The following is a 17,481-nucleotide window of genomic DNA, read 5'->3' as shown; positions in this document are numbered from 1 at the left end:
CATGGCCAGCAACAACTCCATCAAGAAAACCCTCGGCGTCGCGCTCGGGCTGTGCATCGTCTGCTCGGTGGTGGTTTCCACTGCGGCGGTCGTGCTGCGTCCGATGCAGATGACCAATGCCGAGCTGGACCGCAAGAGCAACATCCTCGCGGTCGCCGAGCTACTGCAACCGGGCGAGGACATCGGTCAGCAGTTCCGTGACAAGGTCACCGCCAAGGTGGTGGACCTGGATTCCGGTGAATACGTCGACGACATCGACCCGGAGAAGTACGACCAGGCCAAGATGTCCAAGGACCCGGCCACCTCACGCACCCTGTCTGGCGATGAAGACCTGCCGGGCATCAAGCGTCGTGAGCAGTACTCCGTGGTCTACCTGGTCGGCGATGTCGAGCAGCCGGACGAGATCATCGTCCCGGTGCGCGGCAACGGCCTGTGGTCAATGATGTACGGCTATCTGGCCCTGAAGGGTGACGGCAACACCGTGGTCGGTCTTTCCTTCTACCAGCAGGGCGAAACTCCGGGGCTTGGCGGCGAAGTCGACAACCCGAAGTGGAAGGCCCAGTGGGATGGCAAGAAGATCTATCCCGAAGGCAGCATGGACCCGGAAGTGCACCTGAAGAAGGGCGGCGTGAATCCGTCTTCTCCGGATGCCAAGTACCAGGTCGATGCGCTGTCAGGGGCTACCCTGACCAGCAACGGCGTGACCAACCTGTTGCAGTTCTGGATGGGTGAGAATGGCTTCGCCAAGTACCTGACCCAGTTCCGTGACGTCAAAGGAGCGTAATGATGGCAGCCGAAACTCCTAAAGGTGTCCTGACGACGCCGATCTTCAAGAACAACCCCATCGCGCTGCAGATCCTCGGTATCTGCTCCGCGCTGGCGGTGACCAACTCGATGAACACCGCCCTGATCATGGGTATCGCGGTGTGCCTGGTGACAGCGTTCTCCAGCATGTTCATCTCGTTGATCCGCAATCACATCCCGTCGTCCATCCGCATCATCGTGCAGATGACGATCATTGCCTCGCTGGTCATCGTGGTCGACCAGTCGCTCAAGGCCTTCGCCTTCGAGACGTCCAAGCAGCTGTCGGTCTTCGTCGGTCTGATCATCACCAACTGCATCGTGATGGGTCGCGCTGAAGCCTACGCCATGCAGAATGGCCCGACGATGAGCTTCATCGACGGTATCGGCAACGGTCTCGGTTACACCGTGATCCTGCTGGTGGTCGGCTTCGTGCGTGAGCTGTTCGGTTCCGGCTCCCTGTTCGGCGTGACCATCCTGCAGACCGTCAACGACGGTGGCTGGTACATCCCGAACGGCCTGATGCTGCTGCCGCCGTCCGCGTTCTTCGTCATCGGTCTGTTCATCTGGGTGCTGCGCAGCATCTACCCGGAGCAGGTCGAGAAGGCGGAGTACAAGATTACCGCCAACACCAAGATCAAGGAGGCTGTGTAACATGTTCGAACACTATCTGAGCCTGTTCATCAAGGCCGTGTTCGTCGAGAACATGGCACTGGCCTTCTTCCTGGGCATGTGTACCTTCCTGGCGGTGTCCAAGAAGATCCAGTCCGCGATCGGTCTGGGCGTGGCCGTCATCGTCGTGCTGGCGGTGACCGTTCCGGTCAACAACTTGATCCTGAACTACCTGCTGCGTGAAGGCGCGCTGACCTGGACGGGTCTGGAAGGGGCGGAGAGCATCGACCTGTCCTTCCTGGGCTACCTGTCCTACATCGGCGTCATCGCGGCGATCGTCCAGATCCTCGAGATGTTCCTCGACAAGTTCGTGCCGGCGCTCTACAACGCGCTGGGCGTGTTCCTGCCGCTGATCACGGTCAACTGCGCCATCCTCGGTGCGGCCCTGTTCATGGTGCAGCGTGACTACACCTTCGGTGAGTCCGTCATCTATGGCGTGGGTGCCGGCTTCGGTTGGGCACTGGCCATCGCTGCACTGGCCGGTATCCGCGAGAAGCTCAAGTACTCTGACGTGCCGGCTGGCCTGCAGGGTCTGGGCATCACCTTCATCACCGTTGGCCTGATGTCGCTGGGCTTCATGTCCTTCTCCGGCGTCCAGCTGTAACGCAACCGAGCATAAGGAAATCGAAATGGTAGATACCTCCATCATCGTGCTCGGCGTCGTCATGTTCACCGTGGTCGTTATCGGCCTGGTGCTCGTGATTCTCGCGGCACGCAGCAAGCTGGTCTCGAGTGGTGACGTCCAGATCGAGATCAACAACGACCCCGCCAACACCCTGACGACCCAGGCCGGCGGCAAGCTGCTGCAGACCCTGGCCGCCAACGGCATCTTCCTGTCCTCCGCCTGTGGTGGCGGTGGCTCCTGTGCCCAGTGCAAGTGCCGGATCTCGGAAGGCGGCGGTTCCATCCTGCCGACCGAAGAATCCCACTTCACCATGGGTGAGAAGAAGGAAGGCTGGCGCCTGTCGTGCCAGGTCCCGGTCAAGCAGGACATGAAGATCGAAGTCCCGGAAGAGATCTTCGGCGTGAAGAAGTGGGAAACCACCGTCACCGCCAACCCGAACGTCGCGACCTTCATCAAGGAGCTGAACCTGCAGCTGCCGGAAGGCGAGGAAGTCAACTTCCGCGCCGGTGGTTACGTGCAGCTGGAAGCGCCGGCCTACGACATCAAGTTCTCCGACTTCGACATCGAAGAAGAGTATCGTGGTGACTGGGAGAAGTTCGGCCTGTTCAACGTTCAGCACAAGAACGAAGAGCCGGTCATCCGCGCTTATTCCATGGCGAACTATCCGGAAGAGTACGGCATTCTGAAGTTCAACATCCGTATCGCCACTCCGCCGCCGAATTCGCAGCATCCGCCGGGTCTGATGTCCACCTACGTCTTCTCTCTGAAGCCGGGTGACAAGGTGACCGTGATGGGGCCGTTCGGTGAGTTCTTCGCCAAGGACACCGACGCCGAGATGGTCTTCATCGGTGGTGGTGCCGGCATGGCGCCGATGCGCAGCCATATCTTCGATCAGCTCAAGCGTCTGAATTCCAAGCGCAAGATGTCGTTCTGGTACGGTGCACGCTCCATGCGTGAGTCGTTCTACAACGAGGAATACGACAAGCTGGCCGAAGAGAACGAGAACTTCGAATGGCACCTGGCGCTGTCCGATCCGCAGCCTGAGGACAACTGGGAAGGCCCGACGGGCTTCATCCACAATGTCCTGTACGAAAACTACCTCAAGGACCACCCGGCACCTGAGGATTGCGAGTACTACATGTGCGGGCCGCCCATGATGAACGCCGCCGTCGTCAAGATGCTCACCGACATGGGTGTAGAGCCGGAGAACATCCTGCTCGATGACTTCGGTGGTTGATCGATGATGTCACGCGTCGCAAGACGACTGGCAGGGCCGGCCCTCATGGGGCTGGCCCTGCTGGTTGCAGGCTGTGAAAATTCCAGCAACCCTGAGTTGCATCGCTTCGCCGGCCCCATCTTCGGCACCGGGTTCCATGTCACGGTGGCCGCGGACCTGGACGCCGATGAGGTGGCGTCGCTCAAGCAGGCGAGCCTCGAGGCGCTCGACAAGGTCGACTGGCAGATGTCGACCTACAAGGACGCCTCGGAGCTCTCGAAGCTGAATCAGGCGCCGCTGGATACGCCGATCACGCTGTCGGATGGCCTGGCGCAGGTGCTGGCCGAGTCGCAGGATATCGGCAAGCGCTCCGACGGGGCCTTCGATATCACCGTCGGTCCGGCCGTCAATCTGTGGGGCTTCGGCCCGGATGAGCGTCTCGACAAGGCGCCGAGCGATGAACAGATCGCGCAGGCGCTGGAGAAGGTCGATCATCTGGCGCTGGAGCTCGATGGCAATACGGTGATCAAGCGCAAGCCGGTGTATGCCGACCTGTCGGGGATCGCCAAGGGTTATGGGGTGGATAGAGTCGCCGATGTGCTCGAGGCCAATGGCATCGAGAACTATCTGGTCGAAGTCGGTGGCGAGATTCGCGTCAAGGGCGAGAAGCCCGGCCACAAGCCGTGGCGTATCGCCATCGAAGCGCCGAAGTCCTTCGAGCGCTCGGTGCAGCGGATCATCGATCCCGGCAATGCCGCGGTTGCCACCTCCGGTGATTACCGCAACTATTTCGAGCAGGACGGCGTACGTTACTCGCACACGATCGATCCACGTACCGGTCGACCGATCCAGCACAGTCTGGCCTCGGTCACCGTGATCACGCCGGATTGCGCGAGTGCGGACGCCTGGGCCACGGCACTCAACGTGCTGGGCGCCGAGAAGGCAATGACGATCGCAATTCGCGAGAACATTGCCGCCTATTTCATTGTCAAAACGGATGATGGCTTCAAACAGTCCTGGAGTCCGGCATTTGCGCCCTACCTGAAGGACGCGCCGGCGACAGGCGACACGAAGCCCGCAGATGAAGCCGGCGCCTGAGACCGGTCTATCGAGAGCCGGTCTGCCGAGAGGCAGCCGGCCGGGCTTTCTCATCTGCCATCTGTCGAGACACGCCTCCGACAGGGTCGGGTGCTCAGATTGCATGGCATCTTCTGGATGCTGTCCTGAATGATCCACAGGATCGACAGGGGGCAAGCTGTGCTGGAGCCGACCCGTGCGAGAGGTTCACAATGGGGCCATGCCCCGGGAGGAATGACATGACGATCTGGTTACTGGTGTTCGCCGCGATGTTGCTGCTGATTGGCGTGATGGCCGTCGGTGTCCTGATGGGCCGCAAGCCGATCGCCGGCTCCTGCGGTGGTCTCAACAACCTCGGGCTCAAGGATGGCTGTGACATCTGTGGCGGCAAGGACGAGGAGTGCGAGAAGGAGCAGGATCGCCAGCGTCTGATGGCAGAGAGTGGCGGCAAGTCGGCCAGCGATCTGGCCTACGACGCCGCACGTCGCTGATTTCTGCTCTGATGGCTCAGAGCCCGCCGGCCGCAAGGCCTGCTACCGGCCCTGACATGGCAGTGTCACCGCGAGGTGAGACCGTACGTGTCAGGGCCGGTCTACGAACAATCAAGGAGCAAAGCGAGTCTCATGGCAGTCTATAACTACGATGTCGTCGTGATCGGTACCGGTCCGGCAGGGGAAAGCGCGGCAGTCAACGCGGCCAAGCATGGCAAGCGTGTCGCCGTGATCGAGGCTCAGTCTTCCGTGGGCGGCAACTGCACCCACAAGGGCACCATCCCTTCCAAGGCGCTGCGCCACGCGGTCAAGCAGATCATCGAGTTCAACACCAATCGCATGTTCCGCGATATCGGCGAGCCGCGCTGGTTCTCCTTCCCCAAGGTGCTGGAGCGTTCACGCCGCACCATCGAGCAGCAGGTCGAGATGCGTACGCGCTTCTACGCCCGCAATCGCATCGATGTGTTCTTCGGTACCGCGCGCTTCAAGGACGAGCACACCGTCGTGGTGCGCGATGCCCATGAAGGGGTCGAGGAGCTGCACGCGGAGAAGGTCGTGATCGCCACCGGCTCGCGTCCCTACCGCCCGGCGGACGTCAACTTCCGCCACCCGCGCATCTACTGCTCCGACACCATCCTGGGGCTGTCACACACGCCGCGCACGCTGATCATCTACGGCGCGGGTGTCATCGGCTCCGAGTACGCCTCGATCTTCTCCGGCCTTGGCGTCAAGGTCGACCTGATCGATACGCGTGATCGTCTGCTGTCCTTCCTGGATAACGAGATTTCCGACGCGCTGTCCTATCACCTGCGCAACAACGGCGTGCTGGTGCGTCACAACGAGGAATACGATCGCATCGAGGGCGACGAGTCCGGCGTGGTCGTGCACCTAAAGTCCGGCAAGAAGCTGCGTGCTGACGCCTTCCTGTGGGCCAACGGTCGTACCGGCAACACCGACAGCCTCGGCCTCGAGAATGTCGGCCTGCAGGCCAACGGCCGCGGCCAGCTGACCGTCGATGATCAGTACCGCACCGAGCTGGACCACGTCTATGCGGTGGGCGATGTGATCGGCTGGCCGAGCCTGGCATCCGCTGCTTACGATCAGGGCCGCTTCGCCTCAGCCAACCTGCTGGGGGAAGAGTTCAAGTTCGTCAATGAGGTGCCGACCGGCATCTACACCATCCCCGAGATCAGCTCGGTGGGGCGTGGCGAGTCCGAACTGACCGAGGCGCGCATCCCCTACGAAGTGGGGCAGGCGTTCTTCAAGGACACCGCCCGTGCCCAGATCACCGGCGATACCGTCGGCATGCTCAAGATCCTGTTCCATCGCGATACGCTGGAAATTCTCGGCATCCACTGCTTCGGTGACCAGGCGTCCGAGATCGTGCACATCGGTCAGGCCATCATGCAGCAGAAGGGTGAGGCGAATACGCTCAAGTACTTCGTCAACACCACCTTCAACTACCCGACCATGGCGGAAGCCTATCGGGTTGCGGCCATGAATGGACTCAACCGTCTGTTCTGAGCGGCATGGGCCTCGCGCCCGCTGACTTGAAGGCACAGCACAAGGCCCCGACATCATTGATGTCGGGGCCTTGTGGTTGTCGGGCTCCCAACTGGGAAACCTTGTTGATGAGCCTTGAGGAAATCACGCATGCAGGATGATTCGCAGCAACACGACACTCGCCAGTCGGGCACGCAGTCACGCGAGACACTGCAGGATGATCCGACCTCGGACCTCACGCTGCGCCTCGGCCATGAGGAGCTGATCATCCATCGCCGTTATGAGCTGGCCAGCATCATCAATGAGCTGGTGCTTGGCCTACTGTTCACGATCGGCAGCGTGTGCTTCTTCTGGGAAGAGTGGATGACACTGGGTATCTGGCTGTTCGTGATCGGCTCGCTGCAGCTGACGCTCAAGCCGGTGATTCGCCTGGCGCGCCGCATGCACCTCAAGCGGATGCCGGAATCGGCGCTGGACCTCTAGCAGGCGGCTTCACGGCCGGTCTGTCTCTTCGGCTCACCGGCTCACCGGCTCACCGGCGCTCTGGCTCTCTTGCTCTGGAGATCAGCGATAGCGATGCACGCGCAGACTCTTGAGGAAGGGAGTGTCCTCGATGCGCACGTCGCCGCGGCGGGCGCGGGTACGCTCGGTGGGCGGCGTCGGGCTTGGCTGGTTGAGTGCAGGCAGGCGCAGGTCATCATGCGGCAGGAACAGCGGCAGAGAGACATTCAGCGCGCGGCGCGTGCGTAGCTCGCCGTCTTCGCGCATCACCGGCTCACGATAGAACAGGTTGGCGCGCATCAGCGGCGCCTGGGGCTGGATGCGGGCCAGAATCTCATCCGATGGCAAGCCAGCGAGCAGCTTGAGCTGCAGGCGGACGTGCTCGGCCTCGGTATCCAGCTTCATCAGCAAGGCTTCACACTCCGCCACGCTGACGCGCTGGATCGAACGCCCGGAGCTGTACCAGGCGAAGCGCACCCGCGCCACCGGCGCTTCTGCCACCGGCACCCGCCGCCAGCACTGCTTGAGATGCAGCCGCGCCAGTCCATCGCCTCTCAGGTGCTGATTCAGCCCCGGATGGCGGAAGGGCAGAATCGCCTTCAGCTCGGCCAGTTGGTCGGGATACTTCTCGCGCAGCTCGGCGAAGAGCTCCGCCAGCTGCTCCTTGGCCGCGTTGAGCGCCGCGACGCGCTCGATCACCGTCGGGCCTGCGGCGACCACGCCCAGATAGGGGCGGGTGACTCGGCCGTCCTGGCCATCCTGATACCACACGTCCTGCAACGCCTGGCTGAGCCATTCGCTATCGGCACTGACGCCATCCAGTCGCCAGAGTGGCGAATTCTCTTCTCTGACCGCGGTGATGACCTGATCGGCGGCACTGATCTGCGTATCGAAGGCCGCTTCTATTCTGGCCATCAACTGGTATTCGGGCATGCTCTGCGTCCTGATTGCAGCAAGGGAGACGTGATTTTTTATCGCGTTATCTTGTTTAGCCTAGCGTGACCGGGATGGCAAGTCAGACCATGGCGGCATGCGCGGACAGAAGAGGGGCTGCGAGAGACTGAATCACCCGGGATGGAGTGACGGGAGAGGCCGGCTGCGCCGGCGCCGACAGATGGAAACAGAAGAGGGCGCCACGCTGGGCGCCCTCCTGTCTCTGCGGGGCTCTGTGTGATCTCGACAGGGTGCTGTTGTCAGGCCGGCACCTGCAAAAGCCCGATGGGCTCAGCGGTCGCGATAGCGCTCGGTGAGATCACCATAGGCATCGATGCGACGATCGCGCAGGTAAGGCCAAATGCGGCGCACGTCTTCGCCGCGCGCCAGGTCCACCTCGACCAGCAGCTCTTCGGGTTCGGTGCCGCCATGCGCCAGCAGCTCGCCCTGAGGGCCGCAGATGAAGCTGCCGCCCCAGAACTGGATGCCTTCGCTGGCAGGCGTCGGGTCCGCTTCATGACCGACCCGGTTGGCGACGATCACCGGCACACCATTGGCGACGCCGTGGCTGCGCTGGATCAGGGTCCAGGCATCCTTCTGGCGCGTCTGCTCGGCTTCATCGTCACGCGGGTCCCAGCCGATGGCGGTGGGGTAGAGCAGCATCTCGGCACCGGCCAGCGCCATCAGGCGTGCGCCTTCGGGATACCACTGGTCCCAGCAGACCTGCACGCCCAGACGTCCGACCGAGGTGTCGATGGGCTCGAAGCCGCGGCGCGGGGACTGTGCGCTGGGTGCATCGCCCGGCGTAAAGTAGAACTTCTCGTAGAAGCCGGGATCATCCGGAATGTGCATCTTGCGGAAGGTGCCGACCAGGCCAGCGGCCTTGTCGAGTACCACGGCGGTGTTGTGATACACGCCCGCCGCGCGGCGCTCGAAGATGGAGCCGACGATCACCAGGCCGAGTTCGGCGGCCAGACCGGCCAGTCGCTGGGTGGTCGGGCCTTCGAGGGGCTCGGCGAGATCGAAGATCTCGGTGTCTTCAGTCTGGCAGAAGTAGTGGCTGGCATGCAGCTCCTGCAGCATCACCAGCTCAGCGCCATCGGCGGCAAGGCGACGAATGGCGGCTTCGCTGGCCGCCAGGCTTGTGTCCTTGTCGGGCCAGCCCTGTTGCTGGACGACACCGACCTTGAGTGTACGGCGGGAAGCAGTCATCACAGTGCTCCTTGAGAGGTGTTCGAGGTGGCCAGCGTGCCCTTGGGCAGTTGCATGGTCATGCAGTGCAGGCTGCCATGCTGGCGAATCACGGCGCGGCAATCGACCGGAATGATGTCACGCTTGGGGAAGGCGCTGGCGAGGGCCTTGAGGGCGATCATGTCGTGACGATCGGCGTAGGTCGGCACCAGCACGGCCCCGTTGATGATCAGGAAGTTGGCGTAGGTCGCCGGCAGGCGATGGCTGTCGTCCGGATCGAAGCAGGCATCCGGCCACGGCAGCGGCACCAGGAAGTACGGGTCGCCGTTGGCATCGCACAGGGCTTCAAGCTCGGCTTCCATCGCCTTGAGCGCCGGGTAATGCGGGTCGTCGCGATCATCGCAGCGGACATAGGCGATGGTGCGCGGGTCGCAGAAGCGCGCCAGGGTGTCGACATGGCTGTCGGTGTCATCGCCTTCCAGATGACCATTGGCGAGCCACAGCACGCGTTTGACTCCGAAATCGGCCTTGAGTTGCGCCTCGACCTGGGCGCGGCTCAGGCCGGCATTGCGGTTGTCGTTGAGCAGGCAGGCCTCGGTGGTCAGCAGGGTGCCCTGGCCGTCGCTCTCGATGCCGCCGCCTTCCAGAATGAAGTCGCGGCTTTCCACCGGGCTTGCGTAAGCCCCCTGCGCGGCGAGGGCGCGGGTCAGGGCGTTGTCGCGGGCGGCCTCGAACTTGCCGCCCCAGCCGGTGAAGGTGTAGTCGAGCAGCACCGGCTGGCCATCACGTTCGATGGTGATGGGGCCATGGTCGCGCGTCCAGGTGTCATCCAGCGGCGCCACGAAAAGATGCAGGCGCTCGGCGGGCACGCCGAAACCGGCGAAGCGCGCGGCGAGGCGCTCGCGGGTGGCGTCATCGCTGACGCTGATCAGCACGTGCTGATAGCGGCTGATGGCGATCACCATGGCCTCGCAGGTGGCTTCGATGCTCTCGAGCATCTCGCGCCAGTCACTGTGCGGGCTGGGCCAGCTGAGCTGGATGGCGTCCTGCGGGTGCCATTCGGCGAGCAGACGGGTGGCCATGGGCATCTCCCTGATGAAGAGGTAACGATAAAGGCGCAAGCCGCAATGCCGCGGACTCGGCGCGCGATGATAGCAGAGCCATGCGCCGACGCTAGCCCTGTGGTGTCTGACGTGCACATGTCTTGCCATGCTTGCGGTTCATGTTGGCCACAGACGAAAGCTGGCAAACTGCGTTCGAATATGGCTCCATGCGCCGAGCCTGCGGAATGCGTATCATGGCCCGCGACCCTGACCCAAGGAATCGACTTCGATGCTGCTGGATCGCCTACCCTTTCTGATCGGCCTGCGCTATACCCGCGCCAAGCGCCGTAACCATTTCATTTCCTTCATTTCCTTGACCTCGATGCTGGGGCTGTCGCTGGGTGTCGCCGTGCTGATTCTGGTGCTGTCGGTGATGAACGGCTTCGACCACGAGCTGCGCACCCGCGTGCTGGGCATGGTGCCGCATGTGCGCGTCGAGGCGCGTGACAGCGTCACCGACTGGGAGACGCTGGCCGGCAAGCTGCGCGAGAAGCCGCATGTCGTCGGTGCGGCGCCCTATATCGAGCAACAGGGCATGTTCACCACCAACGGCCGCAACAAGGGCGCGTTGGTCACCGGCATCGATCCGTCCGCGGAGGACCAGGTCTCGATCATCAGCGAGCACATGGTGCAGGGCAGCCTGGCGGATCTCACGCCCGGCAGCTGGGGCATCGTGATGGGCGAGCTGCTGGCGCGCAACCTGGGCGTCGGCGTGGGGGATCGCGTCACGCTATTGGTGCCCGAGGCCTCCATCACGCCCGGGGGTATCTTCCCGCGTCTCAAGCGCTTCACGGTGACCGGTATCTTCAAGGTCGGCGCGGACGTCGATGCCAGCCTTGCCTACACCGATATCTCGGACATGGCCAAGCTGGCGCGCTTCAAGGAAGGCGACGTCCAGGGGGTGCGCCTGAAGCTTGATGACCTGTTCAGCGCCGATCAGGTCACCCGCGACATCGTCAGTCAGCTGGGGCCGCAGTATCGCGGCATGGACTGGAAGCGCACCCACGGTAACCTGTTCGCCGCCATCCAGATGGAGAAGAACATGATCGGCCTGTTGCTGATGGTGATCGTCGCCGTCGCGGCCTTCAACATCGTCTCGACGCTGGTGATGATGGTGACGGACAAGCACGCTGACATCGCCATCCTGCGTACCCTCGGGGCCAGGCCCGGCTCCATCATGGGCATCTTCATCGTGCAGGGGCTGACCATCGGCGTGATGGGCATCATCATCGGCGCCATCGCCGGTGTGGCGCTGGCACTGAGCGTCTCCGACATCATCGCCTGGGTGCAGTCGACCTTCGGTATCCAGTTCCTGGACCCCAACGTCTACTTCATCAGCTATCTGCCATCGCGCCTCGAGATGAGCGACATGGGCATCATCATCGGCTCCGCGCTGGTGCTGAGCTTCCTGTCGACGCTGTATCCGGCCTGGCGCGCCTCGCGCATCCAGCCGGCGGAGGTACTGCGCTATGAGTAATCCGTCGACACCGTCTGATGCATCCATCCGTTCCGCTGCTGGAGACACCGCCATGCCGACGCCGGCTTCTGACACTCACGCGCCGGGTCAGGCCCACGGCAAGCCGATGCTGATCTGTGAACGCCTGAGTCGCAGTTACGATGAGGGCCCGCAAGAGGTACAGGTGCTCGACGAGCTGGAGCTGCGCGTGCATGCCGGTGAACGAGTCGCCGTCGTCGGCAGCTCCGGCTCCGGCAAGACCACGCTACTCAACCTGCTCGGCGGTCTGGACCATCCCAGCCAGGGCATCGTGAAGGTGGCCGGCCAGCGCCTGTCCGAACTCAGCGAGTCGGCGCTGGGCAGCTTCCGCAATCAGCACATCGGTTTCGTGTATCAGTTCCACCACCTGCTGGCGGAATTCAGTGCCGAAGAGAACGTGGCGATGCCGCTGATCATCCGTGGCCACAAGCGCGCCGAGGCTGCCGTCAAGGCGCGCAAGCTGCTGGAGCGGGTCGGCATGGCGCCGCGTGCCGACCACAAGCCGGGCGAGCTGTCCGGGGGGGAGCGCCAGCGCGTCGCCATCGCGCGTGCGCTGGTGACGGACCCGAGCCTGGTGCTGATGGATGAGCCGACCGGCAACCTGGATCAGACAACGGCGGCGCGCATTCTCGAGCTGATGGATGACATCGCGCGTGAAGCGCAGGCAGCCTTCATCATCGTGACCCACGACAACGGTCTGGCCGCGCACCAGCACCGTGTGCTGCGTCTGGACGGTGGCAAGCTGCACGAGGATTGAGGCGAGTCGCTGTTACGCCATGCCAGAAAGCCAAACGCCCCGCCATCGAGAGATGGCGGGGCGTTTTTCATGCGCGTCTGTCGGCAGCGTTCAGAGCTTGTCGGTGTCCTGCTCAGCGTTCTGGTGTGACGATTGCTCCTTGTTGCAACGTCTGGCGGCCAGGCGCGCCTTGCGGCGGCTGCGCCAGTTGCGCACCACCTGATAGCGCCACAAGAGGCGGACCAGCATGTTGGCCAGCAGCGCGAGGACGACGGCGCTGACCAGCGAGCCCAGCGCCAGGGCGGGCAGGATGTCTTCCAGCTGGTTGGCGAACCAGGCTGCGGAGACCTGGTCCGGCATCACGCGTGCGGGCGTGTCCAGCATCCATGCACCGACGCGGTAGGTCGCGTAGTAGACCACCGGCATGGTCAGCGGGTTGGTCACCCACACCAGACCCACCGACAGCGCGAGGTTGCAGCGCAGTGCCCAGGCACCGAAGGCGGCCACCACCATCTGGAAGGGAATCGGCAGCAGCGCACAGAACAGCCCCACCATGCAGGCATTGGCCACAGTGCGTCGCGACAACGCCCACAGTGCGGGATCGGCGATCAGGTGATGCATGAAGCGCAGCGACTTCTTGCGCTTGAGGGCATCCGGTTCCGGCATGAGCCGCTTGAGTAGACGACGAGGCATGACTTGGCCATTTGGCATTCAACGCCGGCCATTATCCATACATGGCTACAGGACTGCCATGCTGACTGCGCAGTTATCCGATTCGTGATCTGCAACCCGCGTGTCTCGATTCGGCACTGAGTACAGCAAAGCCCGCGCCATGCCTGACGGGCTGCGCCACGGGCGACCTTGCAAGAGGCCAGCAATATGTCAGGCGCCACCGTGAATAAATCGTCCCATTCCACTCGATTCTGGCTGTCACCGGCCTCGCTGGCCCAGCTGCTGGCGGGGCTGGTGGCGGGAATCTGTCTGTCACGCCAGGGCGAGTGGGGCGCGGATTGGCAGTCACGCTCATCGGCAGGGCTCGGCGCGCAAGAGGGTGGGGCGCATGGCTGGGCCGCCTTCATGACGCTGAGCGACAACCTGCTGTTGGCCGCCTTGCTGCTCTGCTGGCTGATGGTGGCGGGGGCCTTGGCCGCCATTCCCGCCCGTGCTTTCGTGCGCCCTGCTCTCGACGCTGAGTCACGCCGCTCTCGGCTCGGAGCCTTGTGCCTGCGGCTCTCGGCAGCGCTGGGGGTCGGGCTGGTGATCGGCCTTCTGCAGCAGCCGCTCGTGATGGCGGAGGCGCTGACGCGTCAGGAGCTGTGGCTGGAAGGCCGGGTCGAGCAGGTCAATCGCGCGCTGCCGACGCCTGATGACTCGGTGCGCCTGGTGCTGCGTGTCTCGCGCTGTGATCTCTTCCAGTCGACCGAGGCACCCGGCGCTAATGCCGGGCGTCAGGCCGCCTGTCAGCGGCTGCTGGATCAGCGGGTCCAGCTTCGGCGCTACTGGCCACGCAAGCTGACCCGCGATGTTGCGACACGCGAGGCGCTGGCGACTCCCTGGCAGGCCGGTGAGCGCTGGCGCATGGTTGTGCGTCTGGTGCCGCCTCATGGTACCAGCAACCCGGCCTTCGGGCGCTCAGCGAGCCCTGCGGAGTTTGACCGTGTCGCCTGGCTATGGCGTGAAGGTATCGTCGCCACGGGTTACGTGCGCCAACTGTCCCTTGCGCAGCGCTTGGCGCCGCCAGGCGGGCTGGCAGCACTGCGCCTGCATGCCGAGCAGGCTCTGTGGCAGCGCTGCGGCGAAGGCGAAGGCGAGGGCGGGGGCAAAGGCGAAGGCGAGGCGCTGGTCGACTGGCGGGGGTCGCCCTGTCGTTGGCTGGCGGCATTGACGCTGGGCAAGGTCTCGGCACTGACCCATGACGACTGGGACACGCTGAACGCCACCGGGCTGACACATCTGGCGGTGGTGTCGGGGCTGCATGTCGGATTGATGGCAAGCCTGGTGCTTGGGCTGAGTTTCGGCGTGCTGCGCCTCTGGCGGCCGGGCGGGTGGCGATTCAGCGTCGCGCCCTGGTGGCTTGCCTGTCTGGCGGCCTGGAGTTTCGCCTTGCTGGCAGGTCTGGCGCCGCCGGCATTGCGCGCCGCCTTGATGGTGACGGTCGGGCTTTGGATGGCGAGTGGCCGCAGCGGGCTGGGTGTGTGGCAGGTCTGGATGCTGGCGCTGATTCTGGTGCTGGGGCTGGACCCGCTGGCGCTGTGGCGCCCGGGCACCTGGCTATCATTCATCGCCGTGGCGGTGTTGCTGCTGGCCTGGCAGGGCCGCTCGCGACCGCGAGGAATGCGTGGCTGGTGTCTGGCCACGTTGCGCAGCCAGTGGTTGCTGACGCTGGTCATGGGCGCGGCCCTGCTGCTTTCGCGCGGCCAGCTGTCCTGGCTGTCGCTGCCGATGAATCTGCTGATGGCGCCCTTGGTGACGTTATTGATCGTGCCGCTTGGCATGCTGGGCTGGGGGCTTGCGGGGCTCGAGCAGCTGTTGCTGTTCACGGGGCTTGTCCCGTCACGGCTCACTGGCATGCTCGCTGACGGTGTGTTCAGCGGCGGTCTATGGCAGCTGCTGGCACAGGGCATGGCGCAGACGATGGAGACCTTGTCTTCGCTTGCGTCGACACAGGGGCGCTGGCCGCAGGCGCCAATGGCGGCGGGCCTGTCGGACGCCACTCCCTCGGCCTTGATCCTGACGCTCGCGGTCATGGCCCTGCTGGGTGCCTGGCTGGCGGAGGGTGTGCCAGGCCTCGATGGCCGTCTGAAGCGCCTGTGTGGCAGCGTGGCACTCTGCTGGGGGCTGTCACTGGCGGTGCTGGCCTTGCCGTGGTCACCGGCGGCGCTGGCCACCGTCGGGCGGGACGCCGGCACGCGCGAGACAGAAGACGCCTCGTTCTCGCCCCGGGCGCCCGCGCTCAGTCTGACGGTGCACGATGTCGGGCAGGGGTTGGCGCTGTCGCTGCACAGTCATCTGGCGTCGAGCGCGAGTGACTCGACAGGCGCGTCACGGCAGGTGCCGAGGCACTGGCGTTACGATCTGGGGACGGTGTCGCGCAATGCCAGCGCCCGCTTGCCGGGGGTGCCATCCGTGGCGGGAGAGCCTATCGGCGTGATCATGAGTCACGGGGATGGCGATCACGCCGGTGGCCTGCAGGCGCTGTCTGCCGAGGAGGTCGCCGCCTTGTGGGTGCCGGCCGGGCAGCGGGCGCGACTGGAGCGTCAGGTAAGCTGGCTCGATGAGGTGGCAATGCGGGAGTGTGTCGCCGGGCGCAGCATCACCCTCGGTCAGCTGCAGGGCCAGCCCGTGAGCCTTGAGATGCTGTGGCCGCCAGCAGGGTTGAAGGCCCGACGTGACAACGCGCACTCCTGTGTGGTCTTGATAGCACATGGCGCGCGCCCGCTGGCGTTGCTGACCGGCGATATCGGCCAGCAGCAGGAGCGCGAGTTGCAGGTGACGCTGCGCCAGCGCCTGGGCGGGCGCGGCTTGCCGTTGCTGGTGGTCGCACATCACGGCAGCCGCTCCAGCAGTGGTGATGCCTGGCTTGAGAGCCTGGCGGCGCGTCACGCGATTGTCAGCGCCGGTCGCTACAATCCGCATGGTCATCCGCATCCGGACGTGGTGGAGCGTCTGGCGCGTCATGTCGAGTGTCTCTGGCATGTCGGGCTGGATGGTGCCTTGCACTGGGAGTGGTCGCCGCAGGGGGAGCGGCTGCAACCAGCGCGCAGGGCTGGCGGTATCGGAGTGAGGTGCCTTGGGGTAAAATCCGCTGAATGATCAGATGCATGGCGGATTCATACGGCCTGCGCGACAGGGATGGCGCGTGACATCTGACACGACAACAATGGTGCCCGCAGAGGCATCGAGACCAAGGGAGAGGTCACATGCTGGAAGCCTTGTACGCAGGGGGAGTCTTGATGCTCCCCATCCTCGGATGTTCCGTCGTGGCACTGGCCATCATCCTTGAGCGCCTGTGGACGCTGCGTCGTCGACGCATCGCGCCGAAGGGCCTGGGACAGCAGGTGTGTGAACTGATCAGCCAGGGACAGGTCAATGTCTACTGGCTGGAGAGTCATTCGCCGCTGGGTAATGTGCTGGCGGCGGGACTGCGCAATGCGCGCCTGGGCAATGAGCAGGTACGCGCGCGCATGCAGGAGTCGGCCGTGGCCGTCATCCATGACATGGAACGCTTCCTGAGTCCGCTGGGCACCATCGCCGCCATCACGCCGCTTTTGGGGCTGCTGGGCACGGTGGTCGGCATGATCGACGTCTTCGCCGTGATCGTCGATGCGGGCAGCGCCGAGCGCGCCCAGGAGCTGGCCGGCGGGATTTCCCAGGCGCTGGTGACGACGGCGTCCGGTTTGACGGTGGCGATTCCGGCACTGATGTTCCATCGCTATTTCCAGCGCTGTGTCGAGGACATCACCGTCAACATGGAGGAGCAGGCAGGGCAGGTGGTGGAGTATATCTCGCACCACCAGGGCGAGCTCGGGCTGGCCGAGAGCCATGACGGCATCGACCGTCGCCCGGGCCAGCGCCCCGGTCAGGTGCCGGAGCCCCATGAGCGCCTGCCGGAAGACCTGCCGGCCTACATGCGTCGTGACGCCGATGACCCCTATGGTGGCGATGATGGCAAGGGGGCAGGTGCCGGGAGGCCGTCATGAGGTTTCCGCGTCGCCAGCGTGAGTCGGTGGAGGTCAATCTCACCCCGCTGATCGACGTGGTGTTTCTGCTGCTGATCTTCTTCATGGTCTCGACCACCTTCGATAGCCGTCGAGCGCTGGACCTGATCCTGCCGCAGTCCAGTCAGGCCAGCGCGGTAGAGCAGGCGCCCTTGATCCTGAGCATCGGGGCGTCAGGTGATTTTACGCTCGGCGAGGCAAGCCTCGGCGAGGATGAACTGGGAGCGCAACTTGCGCAGTACAAGGACCAGGCAGATCGCTTCGGGTTGATCCTCGAAGCCGATGGCCGCACGCCCCACGCCAAGGTGGTCACGGCGCTGGACGCCGCCGCTGAAGTGGGTATCACCCGTGTGCGCATCAGTACGCGTATCGGGACGGAATCATCATCACCGGATGCCCCATGAGGGCGCCGCCCAAGT

17 protein-coding genes are annotated in these 17,481 nt (G+C 64.1%); 13 read left to right on the top strand and 4 right to left on the bottom strand.

Annotated features, from left to right (window positions below; translation table 11 throughout):
• Position 1 precedes the first annotated feature (1 nt).
• The 8 genes from AOG28_RS00895 (at position 2) to AOG28_RS00860 (ending at position 6,868) form a co-directional block, all read left to right on the top strand.
• Positions 2 to 784, top strand: a complete 783-nt coding sequence (locus AOG28_RS00895; protein ID WP_043331918.1) for a Na(+)-translocating NADH-quinone reductase subunit C — start codon at positions 2 to 4, stop codon at positions 782 to 784.
• A 2-nt stretch (positions 785 to 786) separates the two neighbouring features.
• Positions 787 to 1,455, top strand: coding sequence for an NADH:ubiquinone reductase (Na(+)-transporting) subunit D (locus tag AOG28_RS00890; RefSeq protein ID WP_043331917.1), 669 nt, complete (start codon positions 787 to 789; stop codon positions 1,453 to 1,455).
• A 1-nt stretch (position 1,456) separates the two neighbouring features.
• Complete coding sequence (nqrE, locus tag AOG28_RS00885; protein WP_043331916.1) at positions 1,457 to 2,077, top strand: NADH:ubiquinone reductase (Na(+)-transporting) subunit E; 621 nt, start codon at positions 1,457 to 1,459, stop codon at positions 2,075 to 2,077.
• 25 nt (positions 2,078 to 2,102) lie between these two features.
• Positions 2,103 to 3,335 carry an NADH:ubiquinone reductase (Na(+)-transporting) subunit F gene (gene nqrF / locus AOG28_RS00880; RefSeq protein WP_043331915.1) on the top strand — a complete coding sequence of 411 codons (1,233 nt, stop codon included), beginning with the start codon at positions 2,103 to 2,105 and terminating at the stop codon, positions 3,333 to 3,335.
• A 3-nt stretch (positions 3,336 to 3,338) separates the two neighbouring features.
• Positions 3,339 to 4,412, top strand: coding sequence for an FAD:protein FMN transferase (locus tag AOG28_RS00875; RefSeq protein WP_052384339.1), 1,074 nt, complete (start codon positions 3,339 to 3,341; stop codon positions 4,410 to 4,412).
• Positions 4,413 to 4,630: 218 nt separating this feature from the next.
• Positions 4,631 to 4,882 (top strand): (Na+)-NQR maturation NqrM, encoded by a 252-nt coding sequence (gene nqrM / locus AOG28_RS00870; RefSeq protein WP_054555018.1) that lies wholly within the window; start codon positions 4,631 to 4,633, stop codon positions 4,880 to 4,882.
• A 132-nt stretch (positions 4,883 to 5,014) separates the two neighbouring features.
• Positions 5,015 to 6,406: a Si-specific NAD(P)(+) transhydrogenase gene (sthA, locus tag AOG28_RS00865; RefSeq protein WP_043331912.1), complete on the top strand. Its 1,392-nt coding sequence runs from the start codon at positions 5,015 to 5,017 to the stop codon at positions 6,404 to 6,406.
• 129 nt (positions 6,407 to 6,535) lie between these two features.
• Complete coding sequence (locus tag AOG28_RS00860; RefSeq protein ID WP_054555017.1) at positions 6,536 to 6,868, top strand: YrhK family protein; 333 nt, start codon at positions 6,536 to 6,538, stop codon at positions 6,866 to 6,868.
• 81 nt (positions 6,869 to 6,949) lie between these two features.
• Here AOG28_RS00860 and AOG28_RS00855 read toward each other — a convergent pair whose 3' ends face one another.
• The 3 genes from AOG28_RS00855 to AOG28_RS00845 form a co-directional block, all read right to left on the bottom strand.
• Positions 6,950 to 7,819: a DNA replication terminus site-binding protein gene (locus tag AOG28_RS00855; RefSeq protein WP_043331911.1), complete on the bottom strand. Its 870-nt coding sequence runs from the start codon at positions 7,817 to 7,819 to the stop codon at positions 6,950 to 6,952.
• A 291-nt stretch (positions 7,820 to 8,110) separates the two neighbouring features.
• A complete protein-coding gene (locus tag AOG28_RS00850) occupies positions 8,111 to 9,031 on the bottom strand; it encodes a carbon-nitrogen hydrolase (protein WP_054555016.1) in 921 nt (306 codons plus the stop codon).
• On the bottom strand, positions 9,031 to 10,092 hold the full coding sequence (locus tag AOG28_RS00845; RefSeq protein ID WP_054555015.1) for an agmatine deiminase family protein: 1,062 nt from the start codon (positions 10,090 to 10,092) through the stop codon (positions 9,031 to 9,033). The genes AOG28_RS00850 and AOG28_RS00845 overlap by 1 nt, the downstream gene beginning before the upstream one ends.
• 253 nt (positions 10,093 to 10,345) lie before the next feature.
• On the opposite strand from AOG28_RS00845, the gene AOG28_RS00840 reads away from it, so the two are divergent.
• Together AOG28_RS00840 and AOG28_RS00835 are read left to right on the top strand one after the other, a co-directional pair.
• Positions 10,346 to 11,590, top strand: a complete 1,245-nt coding sequence (locus AOG28_RS00840; RefSeq protein ID WP_043332064.1) for a lipoprotein-releasing ABC transporter permease subunit — start codon at positions 10,346 to 10,348, stop codon at positions 11,588 to 11,590.
• A 52-nt stretch (positions 11,591 to 11,642) separates the two neighbouring features.
• On the top strand, positions 11,643 to 12,365 hold the full coding sequence (locus tag AOG28_RS00835; protein WP_054555014.1) for an ABC transporter ATP-binding protein: 723 nt from the start codon (positions 11,643 to 11,645) through the stop codon (positions 12,363 to 12,365).
• A 90-nt stretch (positions 12,366 to 12,455) separates the two neighbouring features.
• On the opposite strand, the gene AOG28_RS00830 is transcribed toward AOG28_RS00835, so the two are convergent.
• The gene (locus AOG28_RS00830) at positions 12,456 to 13,037 is read right to left on the bottom strand and encodes a DUF2062 domain-containing protein (protein ID WP_054555013.1); all 582 of its coding nucleotides are present in this window, start codon (positions 13,035 to 13,037) and stop codon (positions 12,456 to 12,458) included.
• 201 nt (positions 13,038 to 13,238) lie between these two features.
• On the opposite strand from AOG28_RS00830, the gene AOG28_RS00825 reads away from it, so the two are divergent.
• From AOG28_RS00825 to AOG28_RS00815, 3 genes are all read left to right on the top strand, one after another.
• Complete coding sequence (locus AOG28_RS00825) at positions 13,239 to 16,157, top strand: ComEC/Rec2 family competence protein (RefSeq protein WP_160317842.1); 2,919 nt, start codon at positions 13,239 to 13,241, stop codon at positions 16,155 to 16,157.
• A 107-nt stretch (positions 16,158 to 16,264) separates the two neighbouring features.
• Positions 16,265 to 17,044 carry a MotA/TolQ/ExbB proton channel family protein gene (locus AOG28_RS00820; RefSeq protein WP_082388116.1) on the top strand — a complete coding sequence of 260 codons (780 nt, stop codon included), beginning with the start codon at positions 16,265 to 16,267 and terminating at the stop codon, positions 17,042 to 17,044.
• A complete protein-coding gene (locus AOG28_RS00815; RefSeq protein WP_043331906.1) occupies positions 17,041 to 17,466 on the top strand; it encodes an ExbD/TolR family protein in 426 nt (141 codons plus the stop codon). Before AOG28_RS00820 ends, AOG28_RS00815 begins: the two co-directional genes overlap by 4 nt.
• Positions 17,467 to 17,481 lie beyond the last annotated feature (15 nt).

It is taken from the genome of Cobetia sp. UCD-24C (genome assembly GCF_001306765.1).
Lineage (GTDB): Bacteria > Pseudomonadota > Gammaproteobacteria > Pseudomonadales > Halomonadaceae > Cobetia > Cobetia amphilecti.
Note: the sequence above shows the minus strand (reverse complement) of the source record. Positions and strands in the feature narration are given on the sequence as shown.

Bases quoted from the DNA above. Each gene is read 5' to 3' on its own strand.
- AOG28_RS00845 (WP_054555015.1), bottom strand. From the start codon at position 10,092: ATGGCCACCCGTCTGCTCGCCGAATGGCACCCGCAGGACGCCATCCAG.
- AOG28_RS00860 (WP_054555017.1), top strand. From the start codon at position 6,536: ATGCAGGATGATTCGCAGCAACACGACACTCGCCAGTCGGGCACGCAG.
- sthA (WP_043331912.1), top strand. From the start codon at position 5,015: ATGGCAGTCTATAACTACGATGTCGTCGTGATCGGTACCGGTCCGGCA.
- nqrE (WP_043331916.1), top strand. From the start codon at position 1,457: ATGTTCGAACACTATCTGAGCCTGTTCATCAAGGCCGTGTTCGTCGAG.
- nqrM (WP_054555018.1), top strand. From the start codon at position 4,631: ATGACGATCTGGTTACTGGTGTTCGCCGCGATGTTGCTGCTGATTGGC.
- AOG28_RS00830 (WP_054555013.1), bottom strand. From the start codon at position 13,037: ATGCCTCGTCGTCTACTCAAGCGGCTCATGCCGGAACCGGATGCCCTC.
- AOG28_RS00855 (WP_043331911.1), bottom strand. From the start codon at position 7,819: ATGCCCGAATACCAGTTGATGGCCAGAATAGAAGCGGCCTTCGATACG.
- AOG28_RS00835 (WP_054555014.1), top strand. From the start codon at position 11,643: ATGCCGACGCCGGCTTCTGACACTCACGCGCCGGGTCAGGCCCACGGC.
- AOG28_RS00820 (WP_082388116.1), top strand. From the start codon at position 16,265: ATGCTGGAAGCCTTGTACGCAGGGGGAGTCTTGATGCTCCCCATCCTC.
- AOG28_RS00815 (WP_043331906.1), top strand. From the start codon at position 17,041: ATGAGGTTTCCGCGTCGCCAGCGTGAGTCGGTGGAGGTCAATCTCACC.
- AOG28_RS00875 (WP_052384339.1), top strand. From the start codon at position 3,339: ATGATGTCACGCGTCGCAAGACGACTGGCAGGGCCGGCCCTCATGGGG.
- AOG28_RS00890 (WP_043331917.1), top strand. From the start codon at position 787: ATGGCAGCCGAAACTCCTAAAGGTGTCCTGACGACGCCGATCTTCAAG.
- nqrF (WP_043331915.1), top strand. From the start codon at position 2,103: ATGGTAGATACCTCCATCATCGTGCTCGGCGTCGTCATGTTCACCGTG.
- AOG28_RS00850 (WP_054555016.1), bottom strand. From the start codon at position 9,031: ATGACTGCTTCCCGCCGTACACTCAAGGTCGGTGTCGTCCAGCAACAG.
- AOG28_RS00895 (WP_043331918.1), top strand. From the start codon at position 2: ATGGCCAGCAACAACTCCATCAAGAAAACCCTCGGCGTCGCGCTCGGG.